The sequence below is a fragment of the Njordella calcicola genome, assembly GCF_056494125.1.
The window spans coordinates 4,557,690-4,579,185 of record NZ_CM151396.1 but is presented as its reverse complement, the minus strand read 5'-3'; the positions used below and the strand labels follow the sequence as shown (position 1 = coordinate 4,579,185).

17 protein-coding genes are annotated in these 21,496 nt (G+C 53.7%); 8 read left to right on the top strand and 9 right to left on the bottom strand.

Annotated elements, in window-relative coordinates; genetic code table 11:
* Window positions 1–2 precede the first annotated feature (2 nt).
* The 3 genes from SH302x_RS17755 to SH302x_RS17745 form a co-directional block, all read right to left on the bottom strand.
* The gene (locus tag SH302x_RS17755; protein ID WP_479363797.1) at window positions 3–2,135 is read right to left on the bottom strand and encodes a bifunctional diguanylate cyclase/phosphohydrolase; all 2,133 of its coding nucleotides are present in this window, start codon (window positions 2,133–2,135) and stop codon (window positions 3–5) included.
* 347 nt (window positions 2,136–2,482) lie between these two features.
* Window positions 2,483–4,111 (bottom strand): chaperonin GroEL, encoded by a 1,629-nt coding sequence (gene groL / locus SH302x_RS17750; protein ID WP_479363796.1) that lies wholly within the window; start codon window positions 4,109–4,111, stop codon window positions 2,483–2,485.
* 148 nt (window positions 4,112–4,259) lie between these two features.
* Window positions 4,260–4,577 carry a co-chaperone GroES gene (locus SH302x_RS17745; RefSeq protein WP_479363795.1) on the bottom strand — a complete coding sequence of 106 codons (318 nt, stop codon included), beginning with the start codon at window positions 4,575–4,577 and terminating at the stop codon, window positions 4,260–4,262.
* Between the two features lie 503 nt (window positions 4,578–5,080).
* On the opposite strand from SH302x_RS17745, the gene SH302x_RS17740 reads away from it, so the two are divergent.
* Window positions 5,081–5,776 carry a YggS family pyridoxal phosphate-dependent enzyme gene (locus SH302x_RS17740; RefSeq protein ID WP_479363794.1) on the top strand — a complete coding sequence of 232 codons (696 nt, stop codon included), beginning with the start codon at window positions 5,081–5,083 and terminating at the stop codon, window positions 5,774–5,776.
* A gap of 98 nt (window positions 5,777–5,874) precedes the next feature.
* Window positions 5,875–7,287: a glycoside hydrolase family 140 protein gene (locus tag SH302x_RS17735; RefSeq protein ID WP_479363793.1), complete on the top strand. Its 1,413-nt coding sequence runs from the start codon at window positions 5,875–5,877 to the stop codon at window positions 7,285–7,287.
* 12 nt (window positions 7,288–7,299) lie between these two features.
* Here SH302x_RS17735 and SH302x_RS17730 read toward each other — a convergent pair whose 3' ends face one another.
* Entirely contained in the window at window positions 7,300–8,148 is an 849-nt protein-coding gene (locus SH302x_RS17730; RefSeq protein WP_479363792.1) for a DUF6655 family protein, read from the bottom strand.
* Window positions 8,149–8,477: 329 nt separating this feature from the next.
* On the opposite strand from SH302x_RS17730, the gene SH302x_RS17725 reads away from it, so the two are divergent.
* The 3 genes from SH302x_RS17725 (at window position 8,478) to SH302x_RS17715 (ending at window position 11,468) form a co-directional block, all read left to right on the top strand.
* A complete protein-coding gene (locus SH302x_RS17725) occupies window positions 8,478–9,791 on the top strand; it encodes a L,D-transpeptidase family protein (RefSeq protein WP_479363791.1) in 1,314 nt (437 codons plus the stop codon).
* An 11-nt stretch (window positions 9,792–9,802) separates the two neighbouring features.
* Entirely contained in the window at window positions 9,803–10,369 is a 567-nt protein-coding gene (pyrE, locus tag SH302x_RS17720) for an orotate phosphoribosyltransferase (protein WP_479363789.1), read from the top strand.
* 70 nt (window positions 10,370–10,439) lie between these two features.
* On the top strand, window positions 10,440–11,468 hold the full coding sequence (locus SH302x_RS17715) for a hypothetical protein (protein WP_479363788.1): 1,029 nt from the start codon (window positions 10,440–10,442) through the stop codon (window positions 11,466–11,468).
* A gap of 127 nt (window positions 11,469–11,595) precedes the next feature.
* Here the strand turns inward: SH302x_RS17715 and SH302x_RS17710 are convergent, their stop codons facing one another.
* Window positions 11,596–12,366: a hypothetical protein gene (locus SH302x_RS17710; RefSeq protein WP_479363787.1), complete on the bottom strand. Its 771-nt coding sequence runs from the start codon at window positions 12,364–12,366 to the stop codon at window positions 11,596–11,598.
* Window positions 12,367–12,648: 282 nt separating this feature from the next.
* Between SH302x_RS17710 and SH302x_RS17705 the strand changes: the two genes are divergently transcribed.
* Window positions 12,649–13,809 (top strand): serine hydrolase domain-containing protein, encoded by a 1,161-nt coding sequence (locus tag SH302x_RS17705; protein WP_479363786.1) that lies wholly within the window; start codon window positions 12,649–12,651, stop codon window positions 13,807–13,809.
* Window positions 13,810–13,870: 61 nt separating this feature from the next.
* Here SH302x_RS17705 and clpB read toward each other — a convergent pair whose 3' ends face one another.
* Entirely contained in the window at window positions 13,871–16,543 is a 2,673-nt protein-coding gene (clpB, locus tag SH302x_RS17700) for an ATP-dependent chaperone ClpB (protein ID WP_479363785.1), read from the bottom strand.
* A 281-nt stretch (window positions 16,544–16,824) separates the two neighbouring features.
* Between clpB and SH302x_RS17695 the strand changes: the two genes are divergently transcribed.
* Both SH302x_RS17695 and SH302x_RS17690 read left to right on the top strand, forming a co-directional pair.
* Entirely contained in the window at window positions 16,825–18,519 is a 1,695-nt protein-coding gene (locus tag SH302x_RS17695; protein ID WP_479363783.1) for a DUF4766 domain-containing protein, read from the top strand.
* Window positions 18,520–18,718: 199 nt separating this feature from the next.
* Window positions 18,719–19,228, top strand: coding sequence for a hypothetical protein (locus SH302x_RS17690; RefSeq protein ID WP_479363781.1), 510 nt, complete (start codon window positions 18,719–18,721; stop codon window positions 19,226–19,228).
* A gap of 254 nt (window positions 19,229–19,482) precedes the next feature.
* On the opposite strand, the gene SH302x_RS17685 is transcribed toward SH302x_RS17690, so the two are convergent.
* The 3 genes from SH302x_RS17685 to SH302x_RS17675 are packed head-to-tail and all read right to left on the bottom strand — an operon-like array spanning window position 19,483 to window position 21,139.
* The gene (locus SH302x_RS17685; RefSeq protein WP_479363780.1) at window positions 19,483–19,929 is read right to left on the bottom strand and encodes a hypothetical protein; all 447 of its coding nucleotides are present in this window, start codon (window positions 19,927–19,929) and stop codon (window positions 19,483–19,485) included.
* Window positions 19,926–20,378, bottom strand: coding sequence for a hypothetical protein (locus SH302x_RS17680; protein ID WP_479363779.1), 453 nt, complete (start codon window positions 20,376–20,378; stop codon window positions 19,926–19,928). The genes SH302x_RS17685 and SH302x_RS17680 overlap by 4 nt, the downstream gene beginning before the upstream one ends.
* On the bottom strand, window positions 20,375–21,139 hold the full coding sequence (locus SH302x_RS17675) for a TIGR04255 family protein (RefSeq protein ID WP_479363778.1): 765 nt from the start codon (window positions 21,137–21,139) through the stop codon (window positions 20,375–20,377). The genes SH302x_RS17680 and SH302x_RS17675 overlap by 4 nt, the downstream gene beginning before the upstream one ends.
* Window positions 21,140–21,496 lie beyond the last annotated feature (357 nt).

Below are 21,496 nucleotides of genomic sequence, written 5' to 3'. Positions count from 1 at the left end.
GGCTAGCGTCGAGTGTGCACGTGAACGCACTTACGGTCTTCTGGCGTTAAGATTTCGCCAACCAAGTATCGATTCAAACTCTTAAACACACATTGCATCAATTCATCTTGCGAAGCAGTTCGGCGGTCTCGCTTACTGTTGGAGATCAACGTGGAGGTTACCATCGTCCGCTGACGCGCTGCCTCGCGCTGATCCTTCGGCAGATAATCGACTTGCTGAACCTGAATCTCCATGTGGAACGTCGTGTCGCGCTCGGTGATTGGTAATTGGTAAGGCGACTTGCGCAGATCCAACGTCAGCGAAATTACGCCCTCATTGTTGGTTGAAGGCGTCGCTTTCCAATCGTCCAAAAAGCCACGGAGTTTCTCGATCGCTAGCTCGGGATGTACGGCCATCAAAATGTCGACGGTCTGTCGATAGTTCGACGACTTGGAGGACAGCCAACTGAGCCACGATGTCGGCTTCTGCTCGCTGGCCGCCGGTTCGTGAAGTGCAAGCGCTTCTTCGGAGCCGCTGGCAAGCTCAACTCGATTGCGACCGTTCTGCTTGGCTCGCAGCAAGGCCGCGTCCGCTTGGTTGAGTGCTTCTTCGCCAGATCCTGTTGGGCTGAGTTCCGCGACACCGAAGCTCGCGCTCAAGCACTTGCCGCGAATCGCATTCAGCGGTTTGGCCGCTACCGCCGCTCGAATCTCTTCCGCTTTCCGTTTCGCATCTTGCATTGTGCAATCGCGGCACAGAATCACAAACTCTTCGCCGCCAAAACGGGCTACAAAGTCGGTGGCACGGGCAAAGTGTTTTAGCACGGCAGCAAATGCGATCAACGCTTCGTCACCGGCCGAATGTCCGTACGTATCATTGATCCGTTTAAAGAAGTCGATGTCGCAAATAATGACGCTGCCAGTGCAATCGCCATCCTGGACCGATTTGGTCAATTTGCCAAGCTCAAGATTCAATTCCGCTCGATTGTTGACTTTGGTCAACGGATCTTTCGACGCTCGCTGATGAAGCTTCTCGACAGCCTGCTCCAGATTCTTTTGGCGTGTAATATCATCGAAGATCATCGCAGCACCGCGGCACAGTCCGCGATCATCGTGAATGGGTAACACTTGCACCTGAACGGCGCGGCGCGAGCCATCGCGATGCCGCAAACTCATTCGCTTCACTTCCGAACCGCCTTTCAGCAGGACTGCCAATAGCGGACAATCTTTTGTCTCCAAGGCATTGCCATTTTCGTCCTGCAGTCCAATCAGCTCAGGCGTCCACTGCTGATGGCACAGGGACGACCGAGTGCAACCGGTCATGTTTTCTGCTGTGCGATTCCACTCCAGGATCTTGCTTTCGGTATCGATGAAGATCACTCCATCGTTCATATGGTCAGCCAGGCGGCGGTGGAAGATCGAAGTGAGCGAGTTGTCGACGATTCCGCCTGTTCGTACTGAGCCACCATGATGGAAAAGTTCAGCGACGTGGTCTTCGAACCCGAACTTGCTCCAACGTTGTTCGACTGCAAGCCGCATTCTGGCGTCAAATTGTTTCGCAACTTGAGCGAACGTGGGAACGATATCGGGATCAAACTGTCGGCCAGAGAGCAACGATAGTTCAGCTAACGCTTGATCCAAACTCATGGCTGGTCGATAGCGTTGTTCGGTAACCATGGCATCGAAAGCGTCGGCGACGGCCAGAACGCGAGCGTGCACCGGCAATTTGGTTCGGTCGGGTTCACCGTGCGTTCCGTCAAACCACTCGCCCAATCTGCAAACCGATTGCACAATGGATTCTTCCAAGCCTGCGGATCGCAATATCTCCGCTCCGACTTTGGGGTGCATAACGACGACCGCTCGCTCCTGATCGGTCAGCGTATCGGGCTTTTGCAGGATTCGCTCCGGTATACCAATCTTTCCAACGTCGTGCAGCAGTCCTAAGACTTCAAGCTGGCACAGGAGATCATTCTCAATACCGTGAAAAAGCCCCCAGGCGGTAAGGTTTTGGGCAACGCGAAGGCAATGGTAGGCCGTCGGCGCATGTTTGGCTTGCAGCGCAGTAAACAGTGCAGACGCGACCGGTACCGTCTTGTGCGCGGCGCGGCACACGGTCGTTGTCATCGCAATCATCTGTTCTGGAGTCTGCACTATCATTGAGGCGGTCTATCTGTTCCTTAGTGGCATCCAACTGTCGTCGGCACAATCGCTGAAATCGTTAAGCTTCCTACGACCGTTGCAAGGATCGCGCGAAGCTCGATTTCGCTACTGAGCCCATGATATGGACTGTGGCCAGCGGGGTTACGTGCAAAGGTAGGTCACCTATAAAGAAGGTCAAGCAAAACCTGCGCGTTGCGATTACACACACTATGCAAGACTGATAGCCAAATGCAAAAGACGCAGGCCAAAATGACCTGCGTCTCGCATTAGATGAGAACTGCTTGCGTAGTCTGCTGCACGGCACAGCCGTATAGCTTCCCCACAAGGATAAGAATTAGCGACGTTTAGTACATGTCGTGATCGCCGCCGTGACCGCCATGCTTATGACCTTTGTCGTCCTTAGGCTTTTCAGCAATCAGGGCGTCGCTGGTTAGCAGCAGTGTTGCGACCGATGCGGCGTTGGCCAGAGCGGTGCGGGTGACCTTCGTTGGGTCGATTACACCGGCTTTGACCATGTCTTCGTAGGTGTCTGTCAGCGCATTGTAACCTTGGTTACCCTTGCCTTCAGCAACTCGTTCACAAACGATTCCACCATCTTGTCCAGCGTTGCTTGCGATCATCGTTAGTGGTGCGCGACACGCACGAATGATGATGTTGTAGCCAACGACTTCATCGTGGGATAGCTCTTCCGAAGGCTTCACGCCGTTGGAAGCACGCAGCAGAGCCACGCCACCGCCGGGCAGAATGCCTTCTTCGATTGCAGCGCGGGTCGCATGCAGTGCATCTTCCACGCGAGCTTTCTTTTCTTTGACTTCGCTTTCGGTTGCACCACCGACGTTGACTTTCGCCACGCCACCAGCCAACTTCGCCAAACGCTCTTCCAGCTTTTCACGATCGTAATCGCTGGTGGTGTTTTCGATTTCGCGACGAATCTGGTCAATACGAGCCTTGATATCACTGCTCTTGCCAGCGCCTTCGATGATCGTCGTGTTATCTTTGTCGATAATCACTTTCTTCGCACGACCGAGGTCAGCCAAAGTCAACGAATCAAGCTTACGTCCAAGAGCTTCGAATACTGGCGTTGCGGAAGTCAGAATACCAATGTCTTCCAACATGGCCTTGCGACGATCGCCGTAACCAGGAGCCTTGACGGCAGCTACATTCAAAGTGCCACGCAGGCGATTGATAACCAGCGTTGCCAAAGCTTCGCCGTCAACATCTTCTGCGACGATCAACAGCGGCTTGCTTTGCTGAACAACCTGTTCAAGCACGGGGACCATGTCCTTGATATTGCTGATCTTCTTTTCGAAAACCAGGATGTAAGGATCTTCTAGGACCACTTGCATGGTGGCTGAATCGTTTACGAAATAAGGCGACAGATAGCCGCGATCGAACTGCATCCCTTCGACGAACTCAAGTTCGTCGTTCAGGCTCTTGCCTTCGTCGACGGTTACCACGCCGTCCTTGCCCACTTTTTCCATCGCATCGGCCAACAAGTTACCGATCGCTCGGTCATTGTTTGCGGCGATGCTGGCGACGTTTGCCATTTCGTTTTTGTCTTTGATCTTGATCGACATCTTGTGCAATCGCTCGGTGATGTCGGCGACGGCGTGTTCGATGCCTTGCTTCATTTGGATTGGGTTAACTCCAGCGACCACAGCCTTGAGGCCTTCGTTGAAGATCGCTTCGGCCATGACCGTTGCGGTAGTGGTGCCGTCACCGGCCACATCGCTGGTCTTGCTGGCCACTTCACGGACCATGCGAGCGCCCATGTTTTCGTAGACATCTTCCAGATCGATTTCTTTGGCCACGGTGACACCGTCTTTGGTCACGGTTGGCGAACCGAAGCTCTTTTGCAGGATCACGTTGCGACCGCGTGGCCCCAAAGTAACCTTCACGGCGCGAGCCAATTTGGAAACACCGCGGCGAATCGCTTCACGTGCTTCTTGATCAAACGCAATAATCTTAGCCATTTATTTTTGGACTCCAGACAACGGAAGTAAGGATGAATGATGATTTTGTAAGCTCAAGCGATCGCCTGAGCTGTGTCTACCAATCGCCCGCGTTGGTCCAGTCCGGAACAGCTACTGCGGGCGTTTTCTGAAGGATCTCAGCGATCCGTTAGCCGATGACCGCCAGGACTTCGCCTTCGCTCATCAACAGATACTCTTCGCCGTCAACTTCAATCTGCTCACCGGCATAGCTGGTGAAAAGGATCTTGTCGCCAGACTTGACCTGCAGAGGAGCTCGTTTGCCGTCATCCAGCACCCGTCCGTCGCCAACGCTGATCACAACACCCCGCGTCGGCTTGTTTTTAGCGGAGTCAGGCAAGAAAATGCCGCCTGAAGTTCGCTCTTCACTTTGCTCACGTTGTACAACCAAGCGATCCCCCAGTGGGACCAACTTTACCTTCGCCTTTTCTTTAACTGCCGCTGGCATTCGGGACACTCCTATTTCAATGTCTGGGGAAATACAAGGCTTCTATTTAGTCAAAACGGCATGCTCCGCCGTGTTGGGGCGACGACTAAGCAATGCTTGTGCCAAACATTACACGACGCTGTCGACGTCGCCGCGGTAGTTGGCCAATATCGCATGAAAAACAGCGATTTTTGATATTCGATTTTTTGTTAGGGAAATACCGTTTCACGGTCCCTTGAACCTTGGCAAGCCTGCAGGGTATCGTTTAACCCAGTGGGGCATCGCTCCCGTTTTTTGTGCCTGTAGCAAGTATCGCGGCCCGTTGGGCACGCGGTTAAACGACATTTACTCCGTTTCGCCAGCAAATTAAACGTAAAAATGTTTAAATGCCAATGGACTCACACCGGTCAAGTAGCACGGGCTGTCATTTTGGCAATCTATTTTGAGCTGAGATTGAAACCACGTGTATACTGCTTGCAGCCCGAGCGTCGATTCATCCTCTCCCACCAGTCCGTTGCCCTACCATGAGTATCCTTGAGCGTTGGAAACAACTGCAAAATCACGTTGGCGAGATCTGCGTTGCCAGCGGTCGCAGCCCCGACTCAGTTACGATCGTGGGGGTGACGAAGTACGTTGGGCTGCAGCAAACCGCCGAATTGTTTGACGCCGGCTGCAGCGAGCTTGGTGAATCACGTCCGCAACAGTTGTGGCACAAAGCGTCTGAGTTGAGCCAGAAGTCGATTCGCTGGCACCTGATCGGGCACTTGCAACGCAACAAAGTCGGCCGCACTGTGCCACTTCTTTCCGTATTGCATTCGTTGGATTCGCTGCGGCTGGCGCAAGCCGTATCCCAAGCGGCTGCGGAAATTGACCGAACCATCGATTGCTTTATCGAAGTGAACATTGCGGGCGAAGAAGCGAAAACGGGTCTGCCGCTTGATGAGGCTCGCGAGCTGCTGGAAGCCTTGTTGAAGCTGCCTGGGTTGCGAATCCTGGGCTTCATGGGAATGGCCTCGGACAGCCAGGACACGGAGCTGATTCGCAGGCAGTTTACGCGGCTTCGAGATTTTGGCGGGGACATTGCCCTTCAATATGGCAGCGACCAGCATCCGCTGAATCAGTTGTCGATGGGTATGAGCCAGGATTATCCAATTGCCATCGCGTGCGGTGCCACCCACATCCGCGTCGGTTCCACTTTGTTCCCAGCAGAAGTAGAATAGTCGCCAGCTACTCGGAAAAGCCGATTGGCCCATCCGATCCTCTGTCCTGGTGGACCGGCGATATTTTATTTTACCCCTCTCCAACTTCTGGTGTCCCGATGCGATGGTTTCTAATTGCTTGCCTGGCATTTATTGGCTGGACCGACGCTGTAGCGCAAGACCTTCCCAAACTCATGGTCAGTTCGAACCAACGGTTCTTGCAAACAGATGATGGCAAGCCATTTTTCTGGCTGGGTGACACTGCTTGGGAGTTGTTCCACCGACTCAATCGAGAAGAAGCTATCCAGTACTTAGAACATCGCTCCGCCAATGGCTTTACGGTCGTGCAAGCGGTGGCTTTAGCGGAATTGGATGGCTTGGATACTCCCAATGCCTATGGACATCGTCCGCTGATTGACCATGATCCGACAAAGCCCGACATAAAGGACGGACCGAATAATGACTACTGGGACCATGTGGACTTTATAATTCAAGAAGCCAACAAACGATCGATCTACATCGGCTTGCTGCCTACTTGGGGAGACAAGTGGAACAAGAAGTGGGGGCAAGGACCCGAGATCTTTACTAATGCGAATGCAGAGGCCTACGGTGGTTGGTTGGCCAAACGTTATTCGCAATCCGGATTGATCTGGATCTTGGGGGGCGACCGGCCCGTTGAAAGCGATGCCCACGCCGCGATTACTGCCGCGATTGCTAAAGGGATTCGCGATGTTGGCGGGGCACGCCACTTGATCACTTGGCATCCTGCCGGTGGTTCAGGTTCCAGCCAGTACTTCCACGACGCCCATTGGCTGGACTTTAATATGCGGCAGAATGGTCATGTGGCGGAATTTACAGGGCGTTATGATACAACGCGAAAAGACTACGATCGCCGTCCGATCAAGCCCGTCCTTGATGGCGAACCGATCTATGAAGGGCATCCAGTTTCGTTTGATGCCAACAAGCTTGGGCATTCGATCGCGGCGGATGTCCGCCGACCGCTGTATTGGAATTTGTTTACAGGAGCATGCGGGCACACCTACGGCCATCATTCGGTGTGGCAAATGTGGAGCGAAGCTCGTTCTCCGGTGAATAATCCGCTCATGAGTTGGTCGGATGCATTGGAGCAACCAGGTGCGTTGCAAATGAAGCATGGCCGAGCCTTGATGGAATCCCGCCCGTTCTTCTCTCGAATTCCAGACCAGGACATCATTGTTCCGGATCGCGTTCCCACCAGCGTTCCGGGGGCGGGCCGTTATCAATTTGTGGCTACGCGAGATAGTGACGGGAGATTCGCGATGGTGTACGCGCCGGTAGGTCGTCCGTTCAAGGTCGACATGTCTGTTATCCGCGGAAGTAAAGTGATCGCTTGGTGGTTCAACCCTCGAGACGGACAAGCCAAGCGGATTGGTGAATATGCCAATGAAGGTCAGCAGACATTTACGCCACCTGATGCAGGCGAGCTGTTAGACTGGGTGCTAGTACTGGACGATGCCTCCGAAAAATTCGCGCCGCCCGGCTCCAACGGCTAGGTGGCCCAGCTCCTAGCGTTGCACAGGTTGAGCGTTTGGGTCGACGGACAAGCGATTGTCCGGACCGGCGTTGGCTTCTCCTGCAACTTGCGTATTGGCATTGTTGTTCGAGCTATTCTGGAACACATACTCGCTGCGATGGTCCACTCCGTTAACGTGATCGATGTTCCTGTTGGGTTCGGCTGATCGCCAGAAAGCTAAAGCGTTTACCATGCGGCGGCCAGCGAAACGAGGTGCGGCATAGATGGTACCGCTTTGAAATGGTCCCACTCCCAAAAAGAAAGTATCGCGGGCGTTGGCACCTGCCTGCGCGATCCCCGACTGCCAGTAAGGTTCCAGGGTCTCGCGGTCATACGCAAACAAAGCGACCTTGGCCGCGGCCGTACGCAAATCGCGTTTGGCTAGCGCGAGTTCTGGGATCGCGGGTATTGTCGGCGTTCCGGCAATCAGCCCAGTTGCTGCTCCAAGGTTGGTTGCGGGCAATCCGTAGATGACGCTATGAGAATCGCTGCCCAAAGCACCCGTTCTAATTTCCACTACGATCTGTGCTTCATCCTTCTTTTCTACCAACATGCAACCCGCAGCGACCAATTGTTGCCGCACAGCGCTGATTACGTAGTCGGAATTGACAAGGGCGGCATTGGTGGCACCTTGGCCTCGAGCCTTCCCCGCGTCGTCACTGTACTTAGTTTCAAGATAGATGCGTTGGTTGCTGAGCGGTCGGAAGTCGATCTTGGTAATCGTCGAATCGACCGCATCGGAGAGCAACAGTTGCTCGGTTGCGACAATACTCTTGGTCGTACCACAACCGATCAGAAAGGCCAGTGCAGTAAGGATCGATAGTAAGATAGGTAACTTCAAGGGCACGCACATATGCGGTCGTTGCGAAACTGGCAGGTGGGAACTGAGCCATCGTTTAAGAAATTCAGCAATTTTCAATCGAATTTCCATAAACTCGTACGTTTGGGCACACTTTGACGGTTGTCATGCCGATGACTTTAGAAAGTTGTGGGTGTTGAATGGAAGGTCGATCGCGACAATCGTTCTGGTGAAACAAAAAAATCCAGCTCGATTCGCCTAGCATCAGACGCGTCGTATTTCTACTATCGCCTGCGAATGACGTCGCGTTCTGTGCAGCTCGGATGCTGCAAGGTGTCGCAACGCTTGTTGGTAACATGGAGGTTATTGTTGTGCAAACCATTAAAACCGCGGTCGTCGTCGTACTGCTAATGGTGATTCTTTATGGCGCTTTTGTGGCCATGAATGGTCAAGAGACCGAGCTGCCGCCCGATCTGGAAAATATGATCGCGCTGGGGCCAGACTTCGGTATTGAAACGCCATCGCCCTCTTCCATATCCACGGCCGAGCCGTCGACACTGAGCACATCGAGTCCCGCGTTGGCTCCCGCGAATTCGCCATTTGCGATGTGGCCAGGCGCGGATACCAAGCCTGCTGCGACAAGTGCTGAATCGGCGGTGGTAACGGCAGAAGCGTCCGCCGCGACTGCTTCGTCGCCACTGTTGCTGCCTCCTCAAGGCAGTTCGACCAGCGTAGCAACCGACAGTTCGTCGAAACCGGAAACGACTTCTTCATCGGACAGTGTCCCAAGCTCTGACCCTTGGTTGAAGACGTTGCAAAACAGCGTAGCCAGTTCGCCTGCGGCACCATCAACTAATGATTCTTCCAACGTCGAAGTGCCTGCGATTCCTACCACCTTGGTCACTTCGACCCGTGACAGCAGTGGAAGCGATGCGATATCGGAAAAGCCGACTGCGACCTCCAGTGAGTTTTCGGTGACTAGCCAATCGTTCGAAACCGCGAAGCGCAAGGCGCTGGAGCAGATCGAGCAAGGCAAACTGAAAGATGGCTTGAAGACGTTAAGCTTCTTCTACAATTCGCCTGAACTGACGGCCGAGCAACGCAGCGATCTATTGGATATGCTCGATACGTTGGCCTTCGAAGTTATCTACTCTCGTCGTCATTTGCTTGACCTGCCGTATATCGTTGCTCCTGGTGAGACGCTTGCCCAAGTGGCACAGATGCACGATATTCCGCTGGAAGTTTTGGCCAAGGTCAACGGCGTCAGCACGCCTGACAAAGTGTCGCCCGGGACCAAGCTGAAAGTGATGAAGGGCCCCTTCCGCTCGGAAGTGAACATTTCGACCAAAGAAATGACGATCTTCTTGGGCGATCTGTACGCAGGTCGATTCCCTGTCAGCACAGGCATGGACCCTGCACCACGCGAAGGCGTATTCCAGGTGATCGAGAAGCAGCAGGACCGGAACTACTACGGCCCTGGAGGCCTGCAGATCAGCGGCGCCGATCCACGCAACCCGTACGGCGGTTACTGGCTGGACCTGGGGCAGCAGTTAAGCATCCATGGTTCGCCTGCCAACCCAACCAACGACACCGAGCGACTGGGATGCATCAGCCTTTCACCGCTGGATGCACAAGATGTGTTTACGATGCTGAGCCGTGGTTCGCAAGTGACAATTAAACGCTAGAATTGGCGATTATGCCAAATCTACACTACCAAAAAGAATCACTTATTGAACTTGTTCGCCAGCATGCATTGCAGTTCGGCGACTTTACGCTGGCCAGTGGCAAGAAAGCGACTTTCTATCTCGACTGTCGCTGTGTCACCCTGCATCCGCAAGGGGCCAACCAGATTGCGGCGGGCATGCTCGCCGATCTAGACGCCGGTTGCTTCGGCGAATTCCCAAACGCGATCGGCGGTATGTCGATCGGTGCTGATCCGATTACTGCAGCTTGTAGTATGCTGGCTGGCCAACGCGGCCAAGACCTTCGCGGCTTTATGGTTCGCAAAGAAATGAAGCAGCATGGGATGGGCAAACAAGTCGAAGGGCCCGTCACATCGGGCATGTCGTGCGTGGTTGTCGAAGATGTCGTCACAACCGGTGGCAGCGCGCTAGCGGCTATTGAAGCGGTCGAACGCGTGGGTATGAAAGTCATCGGTGTGATGGCGGTGCTCGACCGTCTAGACGGCGGCAAAGAAACCATCGAAGCTCGCGGTTATCCGCTGCGAGCATTGCTGACGCTCAAAGACCTTGGATTGAAATAGGTCGTCCAGTGAGCAGATCGCGTGTTTGCCGGAACTGCGCAAAGCCGATCGTAAAGCGACGAGCCAACAATTGAAGTATACCAAGCCTAATGAGCCGAAGTTTTGGTCGAATGCGGCTTTGCTTGTTCCGGCCTACGTTCGCTCCGTGATGAAGCGATGGTGGTGGATGACGCTCGCGATTTGCTTGGCGTTGCAGCCAATTGTGCCTTGGCCGGTGGCTGCCCAAGAAGCGGCAACTCCACTGGCGGTGGCTCAGTCAGCTTCCGATCTGCCTGCATCGATCGCTCCAGCAGAAGCGGCCAACTGGATATTCCTGACCAACGACCAACTGCGAATCGGTGTCTTGCGAACGCATGGCGGCGGGATTGGGTACCTGGCTTATGCGGATCAAGACCACAACGTGCTGAACCATTTCGATCATGGACGTTTGGTGCAGCAATCTTACTATGGCGACACCGATGGTTCGAAATGGGTCCAACAGCCGTGGCGATACAACCCAGTGCAAGGGGGGGATTACCAAGGCAACGCAGCGAAGCTGGAAAGTTTCGAACTAATCGACGCTTCGACTTTGGTGACGACAACGACGCCGCGTCATTGGGCCAGTGGAGAACTATTGTCGGAGTGTACGATGACGCAGCGAATTGAGCTGGCTGGATCGTTGGTCAAGCTGCACTACCGATTTGAATATAAAGGTACGCGCGACCATCAACCGGCTCATCAAGAAACGCCTGCGGTATTCATCGATCCCGAACTGACGACGCTAGTCACTTACGCGGGCGCAAGGCCGTGGACATTAGATGAATTAGATCGCCGCGTGCCTGGCTGGCCGAATGAATCGCGAAAGCTTTCGGAAAGCTGGGCGGCGTATGTGAACACAGACAATCGGGGGGTGGGAGTTTTTGTTCCTGGAGTGACCGAAGCGACTTGTTATCGATTCCTTGGTGGCTCAGGTTCAGATTGTTCGTATGTCGCGCCGCTGAGAACCTTTGCGCTCAAGCCCGGCTTGGTGTTTGAATATGACGCGTATCTTACATTGGGTAGCTCGCAGCAGATCCGCCAGCGATTCTACGAGTTACACTCGAATGCGGTCCAAGATTAAATCGTATTGGACGTACCACCCTTGTTCGTAGTACCGCCTTTGTTCGTAGTCCCGCCTTTAGGCGGAATTCTTAAGGAAAACGTATTGCTAGCGCCGCCTAAAGGCGGGACTACGAACCAGCTCCCGCCTAATGACGCTCAAGGTTCGGCAGTTCGCTGCGCAAACGATGATCGATGTTCCTGGCGATATTATTCTCTTGCTGCAACGTGGACAACAATTGATCGAGCACCTCAATATCAGCTTTCGCTTGCTCGCTGCTTCCGGGTTTCAACAAGATGGTCACTTGTTCTGCAGTTTGCTTGAGCGTGTTGTAAGCGTTGCGAATGCGAAGGTGATGTTCTTGCAAATGATTGGACCTAGTCTCCAATTCCGCTTGGTCGCCGGTCGTCAGTAGCTCTGACAGCGTGCCATCCAAGGCCGAAGCACGATAGATCTCATGGCAAACTTCCTGGCAAATATTGTCGATCAGGATCTCCAGCTCTTGCTTACGTTGGTCAAGCTTGCCATCCACGTGCAGTTCGTGTTCGATACTTTGCTTGAGGATCAAGAACTTCCCGAGAGTGATCGCGTACTCACGGTGTCCATTGCGTGCTAGTTCGTCGATTAAACGCGTAATCGCTTCGTCCTGCGACTGGTTGCTTTCCGTGATCATTTGGCGAACAACCTGCATGGTGAGCTCTTCATACTGGTCGCGCCACAGTAACGCAGCTCGATCGAGCAACGACTGGATATCACCCGCTTTCGCATTGCGATTAGTGAACCAAGAGCTGAAGAGACTGAGCAGCAGGAGCTTGGGACTGCGCATGATGGACGCGCGGCGCAGTTTTCTGATCTCCAGTTCGTCCAATGGAAAGGTCGGATGGATCTTGACCGCTCGGACGCCTCGATTTCGTTGCATGGGATTTCTATCAGCCACGGGAATAAAAACAACTGGAAAAAATTCAGCCGCCATCGCGCTACGTCGAGACACTTCGCCTGATGACCGCGTGATACTCAGAGTGTAAGCGGGACGCCATGGTTCTGCTACCATGCACCGGCCGCTTGGAGGTTGCTAGTTGCCGCAACTCGCAAAGCTTGATTCACTTTGGAGGGGACGTGTGAGCTGGCCCCAACAGGCGCGTCGGAATCTGCTATCCTGTATTCTACGTGCCAACTTTATTGAAATCTTTCGAGGCCAACCATGAGACACTTGATAACCGCTTCTGCGGCCGCTGCCGTTGCGATCGCGACCTTTGCTTTTGAACCTGCAATTGCAAAGGATGGCGGGAACGCCAAACTGGATGAATCCTTACGGCCCTTTATTGAAAACGGTACCGTAGCTGGAGCGGTCGCGGTGATCGCTGATGCCAAGAGCGTTCGCAGCCAAACGGTGCTGGGGCTAGCGAACGTCGATCGCAAAGAGCCGATGCAAGCGGACTCGATCTTTTGGATCGCTTCGATGAGCAAACCGGTGACAGCCGCGTGCGTGATGATTTTGGTCGATGAAGGCAAACTTTCATTGGACGATCCCATCGCACAGCATCTACCTGAGATGAGCGGGCTGATGACGGATGATGGCCAGCCTGCGAAGATTACGTTACGGCATTTGCTGACACATACTTCGGGTATGGCTGAACTGCCTGCGGGGCAAGCGTATGCGGATGCGACATTGGCGGACGTAGCGGCAAAGTACGCGAAGGTCAAAGTGCTATTCGCGCCAGGTTCGAAGTGGCAGTATTCGCAGACCAGCATCAACACAGCCGCTCGGATAGTCGAAGTGGTTTCCGGGATGAGTTTTGATACGTTTGTTGAGCAACGTATTTGTAAGCCACTGGGAATGAATGACACGACCTTTTATTTATCCGACGATCAGCTTAAGCGACTGGCAACTAGCTATGACACATTAGAAGAGGGGGGCTTTCGTGAGAAGGCGATTGGGTTGTTATCCGGCAAGTCGCCGACGGATCGGTCGCGTTTTCCTGCCGCCAACGGCGGACTATTTTCGACCATCGCTGATTACACGAAGTTTTGTCAGATGTTGCTTAGTGATGGGCAGTGGGAGGGGCGGCAGATCCTGAGTCCGCAGTCGGTAGCGACGATGCGCACGATCGCGACGGGCGATTTGAAAACGGGGTTTACGCCCGGGAACGGTTGGGGCATTGGGTGTTGTGTTGTGCGCGAACCGCAGGGTGTCAGCGAAGCGTTATCGACTGGCAGTTTTGGCCATGGCGGAGCTTATGGGACTCAAGCGTGGATCGATCCGGTGAAGGGTCGAATTTACGTTTTGATGGTCCAGCGATCGAACTTCGGCAACTCCGACGCTTCGCTAGTCCGCAAGGCCTTGCACGAAGCTGGTGAGTAAGGCGCGACTACGAATAGTCGCAACCTTGTTACCGGCCTACAAAGCCTACGAAGACTCGGCGTTACACGCTGGCGGGTTGAGCGACCGGGGGTGACTGGTCGCTGGTCGTTATCACAAAACTTCCGTCCTGATAATGAACGTCAATGTGCTTATTCTCCGACGAGCCACTCTTGAGCAACTCCGTAGCAATCGGATTCTGTAACCGACGCTGGATCACTCGCTTCAAAGGTCTAGCCCCATATTGTGGGTCATAGCCTTCGTCACCAATGGCATCCGCGGCCGCTTCCGAAACATGGATCGTAATATGCCGCCCCGCTAACTGCTCACGTAAACGCTGAATCTGCAAATCGACGATGCGACGGATCTGCGACTGACGTAGTGGTTCAAAGATCACCACCTCATCAATACGATTCAAAAACTCCGGCAAGAATTTCTGACGCAGTGGAGCTTGGATGGCTTCGATCATTTCGTCATGCGAGCCACCTTCTTCGGTAACCTTCTGAATCACTTGGCTGCCAATGTTGCTGGTCATCACAATGATCGTGTTGGTAAAGTCGACGGTGCGGCCGTGACTGTCGGTCAAACGACCGTCGTCTAACACTTGCAGCAGAACGTTAAAGACGTCCGGGTGCGCCTTCTCCATTTCATCCAGTAACAGTACAGAATAAGGACGACGTCGGACCGCTTCGGTTAATTTGCCGCCTTCTTCATAGCCGACATATCCGGGGGGGGCTCCGATGAGACGCGACACGGAGTGACGTTCCATGAATTCGCTCATGTCCATCCGCACCATTGCCGTTTCATCGTCAAACAAGATCTCTGCTAGCGTCTTGCACAGTTCCGTTTTGCCCACGCCGGTCGGGCCCAAGAACAAAAACGAGCCGATGGGTCGATTGGGATCTTGCAAGCCGCTGCGGCTGCGACGCACAGCGTCCGAAATGGCCGTAACCGCTTGATCTTGACCAATCAAACGTTGGTGCAAGCGTTCTTCCATCACTAGCAATTTGGCCCGTTCAGTCTCCAGCATACGAGCGACCGGTACGCCGGTCCAAGCACTGACGACCGTAGCGATTTCGTCAGCGGAGACTTCCGTGCGCAGCAATCGGTTGTGCGAGCGGCTGACCTGCTCCTTGGGGTGGTCCTCTTCCGCCTCCAATTGTTTTCGCAGTTTGCGTCGCGATTGGTCCAGTTCAAACAGTTTTTGATAATCGCTTTCGCTGACACCCTCACCCGAAGACTGCAACTTCTTGATCTCTGCGTCCAGTGCGGCAAACTCGGTTTCCGCTTTGTCCAGTTGTTTGCGTACCGACTGCGTGTCCGAAAGCCCCAGCTTTTCGGCTTCCCATTGTTCGCGCAACGAAGCCAGTTCGCGTTGCAGCGATTGCATTTCGGCTTCCACATCGCTCAGCGAGTGAGCGGCGTTCTCATCCGCTTCTTCTTCTCGCAGTTGACGCTGCGCGATTTCCAGTTGTCGCAAACGCCGTTGGATAAAGTCGATCTCGGTCGGTACGCTTTCACGTTCCATCGCCAATCGTGAGGCCGCTTCATCAACCAAGTCGATCGCTTTGTCAGGCAAGAAGCGATCGGTGATGTAGCGATTCGATAGATTCGCAGCCGCCACCAAGGCTGAATCGCGAATGCGGACGCCGTGATGAGATTCGTACTTGCCCTTCAGCCCGCGAAGGATCGTAATGGTGTCCTCGATCGAAGGCTCACCCACGTAGACGGGTTGGAAGCGACGTTCCAGCGCGGCATCTTTTTCGATGTACTTACGATACTCGTTCAGCGTCGTGGCACCGATCGCTCGCAACTGGCCACGAGCCAACTCGGGTTTCAGCAAGTTCGCCGCATCGCTGCCACCTTCGGCAGCTCCAGCGCCCACGACCGTGTGCAGTTCGTCAATAAACAGGATAATTTCGCCTTCGGCATCTTTGACTTCGCGCAGTACGGCCTTCAAGCGTTCTTCAAATTCGCCACGGAACTTCGTACCTGCGACCAAAGCGCCCATGTCCAACGCGATGACACGGCGATCCTTTAGCGTCTGCGGCACGTCGCCTTGCACGATGCGCAGGGCGAGGCCTTCGACAATAGCCGTCTTCCCAACGCCTGGTTCACCGATTAGGACGGGATTGTTCTTGGTGCGCCGGGAAAGCACTTGGATCACGCGTCGAATCTCACTGTCGCGACCGATAACTGGGTCGAGGCGATTTTTGCGAGCTTGTTCAACCAGATCGATCCCATATTTTTCAAGCGCCTGGAATTTGCCTTCCGGGTTCTGATCTGTCACACGTGCGCTGCCTCGCACACTTTGCAGCCCTTGCAGCAAGTCCTTTTCAGTGACACCCAAGAGTTTCAAGATAGAGGCCGCTTTGTTATCCGTTCGCGTGATGCCCAACAGCAGATGCTCGGTGCTCAAGAACTCGTCCTTCATACCCTCGCCGACCGCAGCCGCAGCTTCCAGCACTTTTTGCAAGGTGGGCCCGACTCCAGGCGTACGGCCGCCACTGGTCTTGGGCAGTCGATCCATTTCGGCCGACGTGCTTTTGGCGAGATTTGTAACGTCGGCTCCGATTTTCTTCAGCAGCGATACAGGAATACCGCTGGCGTCCTGTAGCAGAGCCGCCAGAACGTGCAGCGCGTCTAGTTCAGGATTGCCTCGCTCAGCAGCCAACGACTGGGCAAGCGCAATAGCTTCCTGCGCCTTGATGGTCAATTTATCGAAACGAAAGGTCATGTTGAAAGCTTTCTTGCGAGAGGCAGGGAGGGGTCGGCTGCGCGTCGGTGCGAATGTGGCAGTCTGCGCGAGCGATCTGCAAGTTTGCAAAGCTTGTACCAATCCATAAGTAAGAAACGGTAAGCAATTCTCTGCTTTACCCTGTAGAAAACTATGAAAAATGTTTAGGACGCTCGACAATGGTCTGGTAAGACCCCATAATAACAGTTAACGCTGTTCAGATGGCAGCGATTTCGCTCCTAAGCTATCTTTGCCGTACTTCTCTTTCGAGGTCGTTGATTATGCGAGTTCGCTTTCTCCTGGGGTCACAGGCCCTCATGTTGCTGTCCATGACCTTTGGCTGTTCCAGTGAACAAGTCGCAACGGAGACGTTGGAAGCAACGCCGGCGGCCACGACAGCGCCAGCCGCAGAGCCTGCTCCGGCAGCCGAAGCAGCTCCGGCCGCGCCAGCAGCCGCCTATGGGGACAGCAGTTCGCCCGATCCCAACACATATGGCGGAGCGAGCGGCGGATATGGAGCGGGCTACTCTGATCCATCCAGCGCAGGTGGCTACAAAGGTGCCGACACCGGTTACGGCGCGGGCTATGGCGAAAGCAGCAGCGCTGGATACGGCGATTCATCCAACGCAGGGTACGGCGATTCATCCAGCAGTGGGTATGGCGACAGCTATGGCGGCGGCGGCGGTTATGGCCAAGCGGCAGCCGCGAAACCAGCCGCTCCATTGACGTGGATGGAAGCTTCCGAGAAAGCGTTTGACGAAGGCAACGAGGAACTGTCAGCGCGATTGGCTAAAGCGGCGGCATTGATCAGTGACGATGACGGTTCCAAAGTGGCCGGAGCGGTCCGCTGGTCGTCGATCACCCAGCAACCAGAATTGCTCAGCCAAGTCGCGGTCGGGTACCAGATCACTGCACCGGAAGGCGTTACTGAATACAACCCAATCTATTACGGCAAAATGGCGTTGGATGGCAGCTACGGCGGCGGCGACGGATACGGTAGTGACGGTGGCTACGGAGGCGGTTCCGGCGGCTACGGCGGCGGTTCCGGCGGACGGCCCGCTAAGGAAAAGAAACCGAAGGAAGTAGTAAGTTACGAGAAGAAGGGTTCCGTGCATTTTCATTCCGAAGTCGAAAAGGCGGCGGGACTCATGGCCTCCGAATTGATTCAGTTCATGCTGACCGCTCACGCCGAGGGAGCTTGGTTGCCTCTGTATGCGGAAAAGGAAGTCAAAGTGCAACTGCCCGCGAAACCCACGACCAATCAAGGGGTTGCATACGGTGGCTCAGATTACGGCAGTAGCTATGGCGGTGGCAGCGATTACGGCTCTAGCTATGGCGGCGGCAGCGACTACGGTTCTAGTGCCCCCCCCGCACCAGCCACCAAAGATCCATTGCAGTCGAAACTGAGCGCGGCAAAACATCCTCGAGTCGCACCGGGACTGCACTTTATTGGCAAAGGCAAATCGACGGAACTGATTAAGACCGCCAAAGAAGAAGGCTTTGGGGCGCTCGTGATTTTCGAAGTGAACGTCAAAGTCAACCGCCGCTCCGATTACACTCAGAATGAGTGTGTCGCCAAGCTGATCAATGTCAACACAGGCAAGGCGGTGGCCCTGACCAAAACGCTTCGCAATGACGATGTGGCGGAGTTGATGGCCAAAGGAAAAGACACGGTGGTGTCCGATGCGATGGCCAAACTTCTGGAGGGCGCGCGAAAAGGTGTTGGACTGAATCCTGAGATTCCCGAAGCAATCACCGGTGAGTTGATCAAGTCAAAGCGATTGCCGACGTTGACCGACGACGAAAGCCGCGACAAGCTAGACCGCGTGTTTGAAATTTACTTCTGGAAGTCCAAGGGGTATTTGGACGACAGCGACTATCAAGCTGCTTGCGAGAAGATCTTGGGCGAGGATGGCAGTACCATTGCAAACGGAACCGCCGAAGAAAAAGCCAAAGTGTTGCTGGACTTGATTTAATCTCATCTTTCGAGCCGGTTGAATTGCGGTCTTTCAAATGCTTCCGCCTACAGGCAATCGCTCGAGCTTGGAGTACCGTACGACGGACTTCCAAGTTCGTCGATACTTCAACGGACAAAGATGTCCGTTGGTACGTCTATTCTGAGCCGTTGCCTAACGGTGGGAGCACGAACAATGCATCTGGAGACGTGGGCAAGCCATGCCGCTTCGAGATCTCTTTGTATATATCGCATTTATAGCCTTGTCTTTGGCTGGGATGAAGATTGGTGGCGTGTTCGCTGCCTTGATCGTCTTCCTGCTGCTCATGATCTATTCGTTCCGATTGATCGTCGCATTGGTTGGTGGACCAGAAGATCGACATGCTGCCATTGGTTTTGTTGTCCCCGTGACCGTGTATGGCTTAGTCGTCGCTTTTATTGGAAGCGATGAGTTTGATACCAGTTCTCCTCGGTTGCTCACATCGCAATTAGCAACAATTGCCGCTTACGAGGTAAAGGGAGGCTCAGCGCTTGTTTGGGAAATCATGGTGCTTTTCCATTGCATCGCAATCATTGTGCTTGGTGCCATCGGCTCGCATTTCGCGAGGGAGCTGTTTAATGGCCGTGGCGTAAAAAGCCCTAGCGAGCTTCCACCAAGCTCAGATTCTCAATCTGATGACTTTGTCGAACTAGCGAAAGAGCCGCCTGGTTCCGATACGGAGTCAAGATGAAGACGCAGCATAACCCTTATGAACCGATGTCGACGGGGGTTCGAACAGGAAAATCTTGGTGGAGACTAGGCTTGTTGCTTGTGCCATTTTTGGCCGTAGCGACTTCACTGCATTATGGTTGTTTTTCGTGGCAGACTTGGTCGCCATGTATGAAAGTTTAGTCGAGCCCTGCGATTATCCGATCGAGCTTACGATCCGACAATTCAGCAAGGCGTCGAAATACGTCCGGCCGATCGGGGACGAGTAACAAATGATTATCCCTCCGTCGCAAAGTAGCGACATCCGTCCGCTATATTCTGGGCCAACATTAGTTGTGCGGATTTTTCAGCAGGCCAACTGACCACGATGGCATGATTCGGATTTGGGGGTAATCCCTCGCTATTGTCACGACGAATGGGATCGGGTTTCACTACCAACCTCTGTGAGGTAAAGGATTCCGCCGAAACCTCTGCCCTACCGTAAAGATTCTTATGCGTCAGTCTCGCAACTTGCCGACACAACTGCCATACTTCGTCGAGCGACGAGCTCTTATGTCGATTAACGGAAAGGTCGTCATGGGGATGTGGGATAAAGGCTCCCGCTTTGACTCGACCTGTAGTCAAATCGCCGGACGTCGCGGCGCGTACGTATTTGCTGGAGAGGACGCAGCGTGAAAGCAATTCGTCCTGTTCGATGGGGGGCACACTATCTTCGTCAATCATGTTTTTGAGATTTTTGAAATCAAAGACAACAATGACTTTGGCCAACCATCGATGATTGCGAAGCTGCCGTGATGGCGATTTGCCCCAAGCTTTGCAGCATAGTGAATTTCGCCATCGATCACACTCAAGACAATTTGTCGATTCTTCGACTGATACCATTCCATCGCGATAGCTCCGTCCGGATGAGCTGAAAGGCTTGGAGCAGTGATGTATGTCGGTATCTCCTCAAGCAGACGATAAACCTGACGCAAAGTGTCTCTCGATACGGGTTGACCCTTGAATCCATCCCAGTTCGACTCTTGGCACTCTCCCCAGATATCAGCCAATTCTTCTCGCAATTGGCTATCAAGACCAAATGTCTCGGAACATCGAAGGCCGCTTGATTGGAATTCCATCGCCTGAGTTACCGCTCGAGCTGCATCACTAAAGCCGGTCGTGATTCTTGTCATTTGCTAAACTCTTGAATGGCGTCTGGGGTGATGAGACTAAAAAACGTTTTGTCCTTCAGCCATTTTAGGGCAAGTAAATGGTTTGGGGAACTCTCGAGCTCGAGATGCGACTCCAAAGTCATCGAGTCTGTATCGACAATAAGCGATGGCATGCCGATTTTATCGTGGTTTTTGGCTGGAATTGTCCTGACAACATTGACCTGATACGGATGATTTGGAATTCGATGGAGACTTTGGTACATAAAGCCGGATGCTGGCAAATCAGCGTTGTCTAGACACTCTGGCGGATGTCGAAGATAGACTCGCACATCATCGAATGTTTTGATTTCGATGACATTGATCGATCGGACACTGAGCCGTTGAATTTCGCTTGGCTCTGCGCACTCGCGATAAGCATCCCAAACCTTCAGGCCCTGACTGACAAATTCATCCCAACCACAGTACGGTCGGAGTCGGCTAAGGACGACACCTTGATAATCCGTTTGCACGATCCATTTTTTGTCTTCACTTTCCAGGCGAAGTCCGAGCCAGGGGCGATTGACGGTTTGTTGGGTACTGCCGTCTTCGACGATCATCGTTTCGATCGATTGCGAGTGAGTCGGGAAAGAAACCGGGAGGTCGGGCAGAAGTTCCTTGAATCGGCTTTGCCAAGCTAGATCCTGCGGCCCAAACGAAGAGCGCGCAGTCCATTGAACCACCGATTCTACGATCGGAGACGAAGCAAGGTGCGGAAAACTTTCATCGAATGGTGGCTGGTTCATCCCACTAGTTTACCTTCTTCAAAGAGCCAGTGGAACGGCGACCTTAACGTTCCTCAAAGCAGAGCAAGTCATCAAATTAGGATGATGTCAGCGTCTCGCAATGTGACTGATAAGCTCCAATATGGGTTTAAGGAGCTTGCTTAGACGCAAACCGCTTTGCCGGACCGGTGTTGACGTAAACCATTTTGTATCAGAGACTTGCTTCCTTAGACGCAAATCTCCAGCCCCCACTTGCATTGAACGGGGTGCTGACAGATAGTACCCTTCAGGGGAATTCGTTCCGTCGAGAAAGTTTGGCTTGGTCGTAACTTCACAGCTCTGCGGCTTGGAATAAGATGAATCAAAATTCGCTCAATA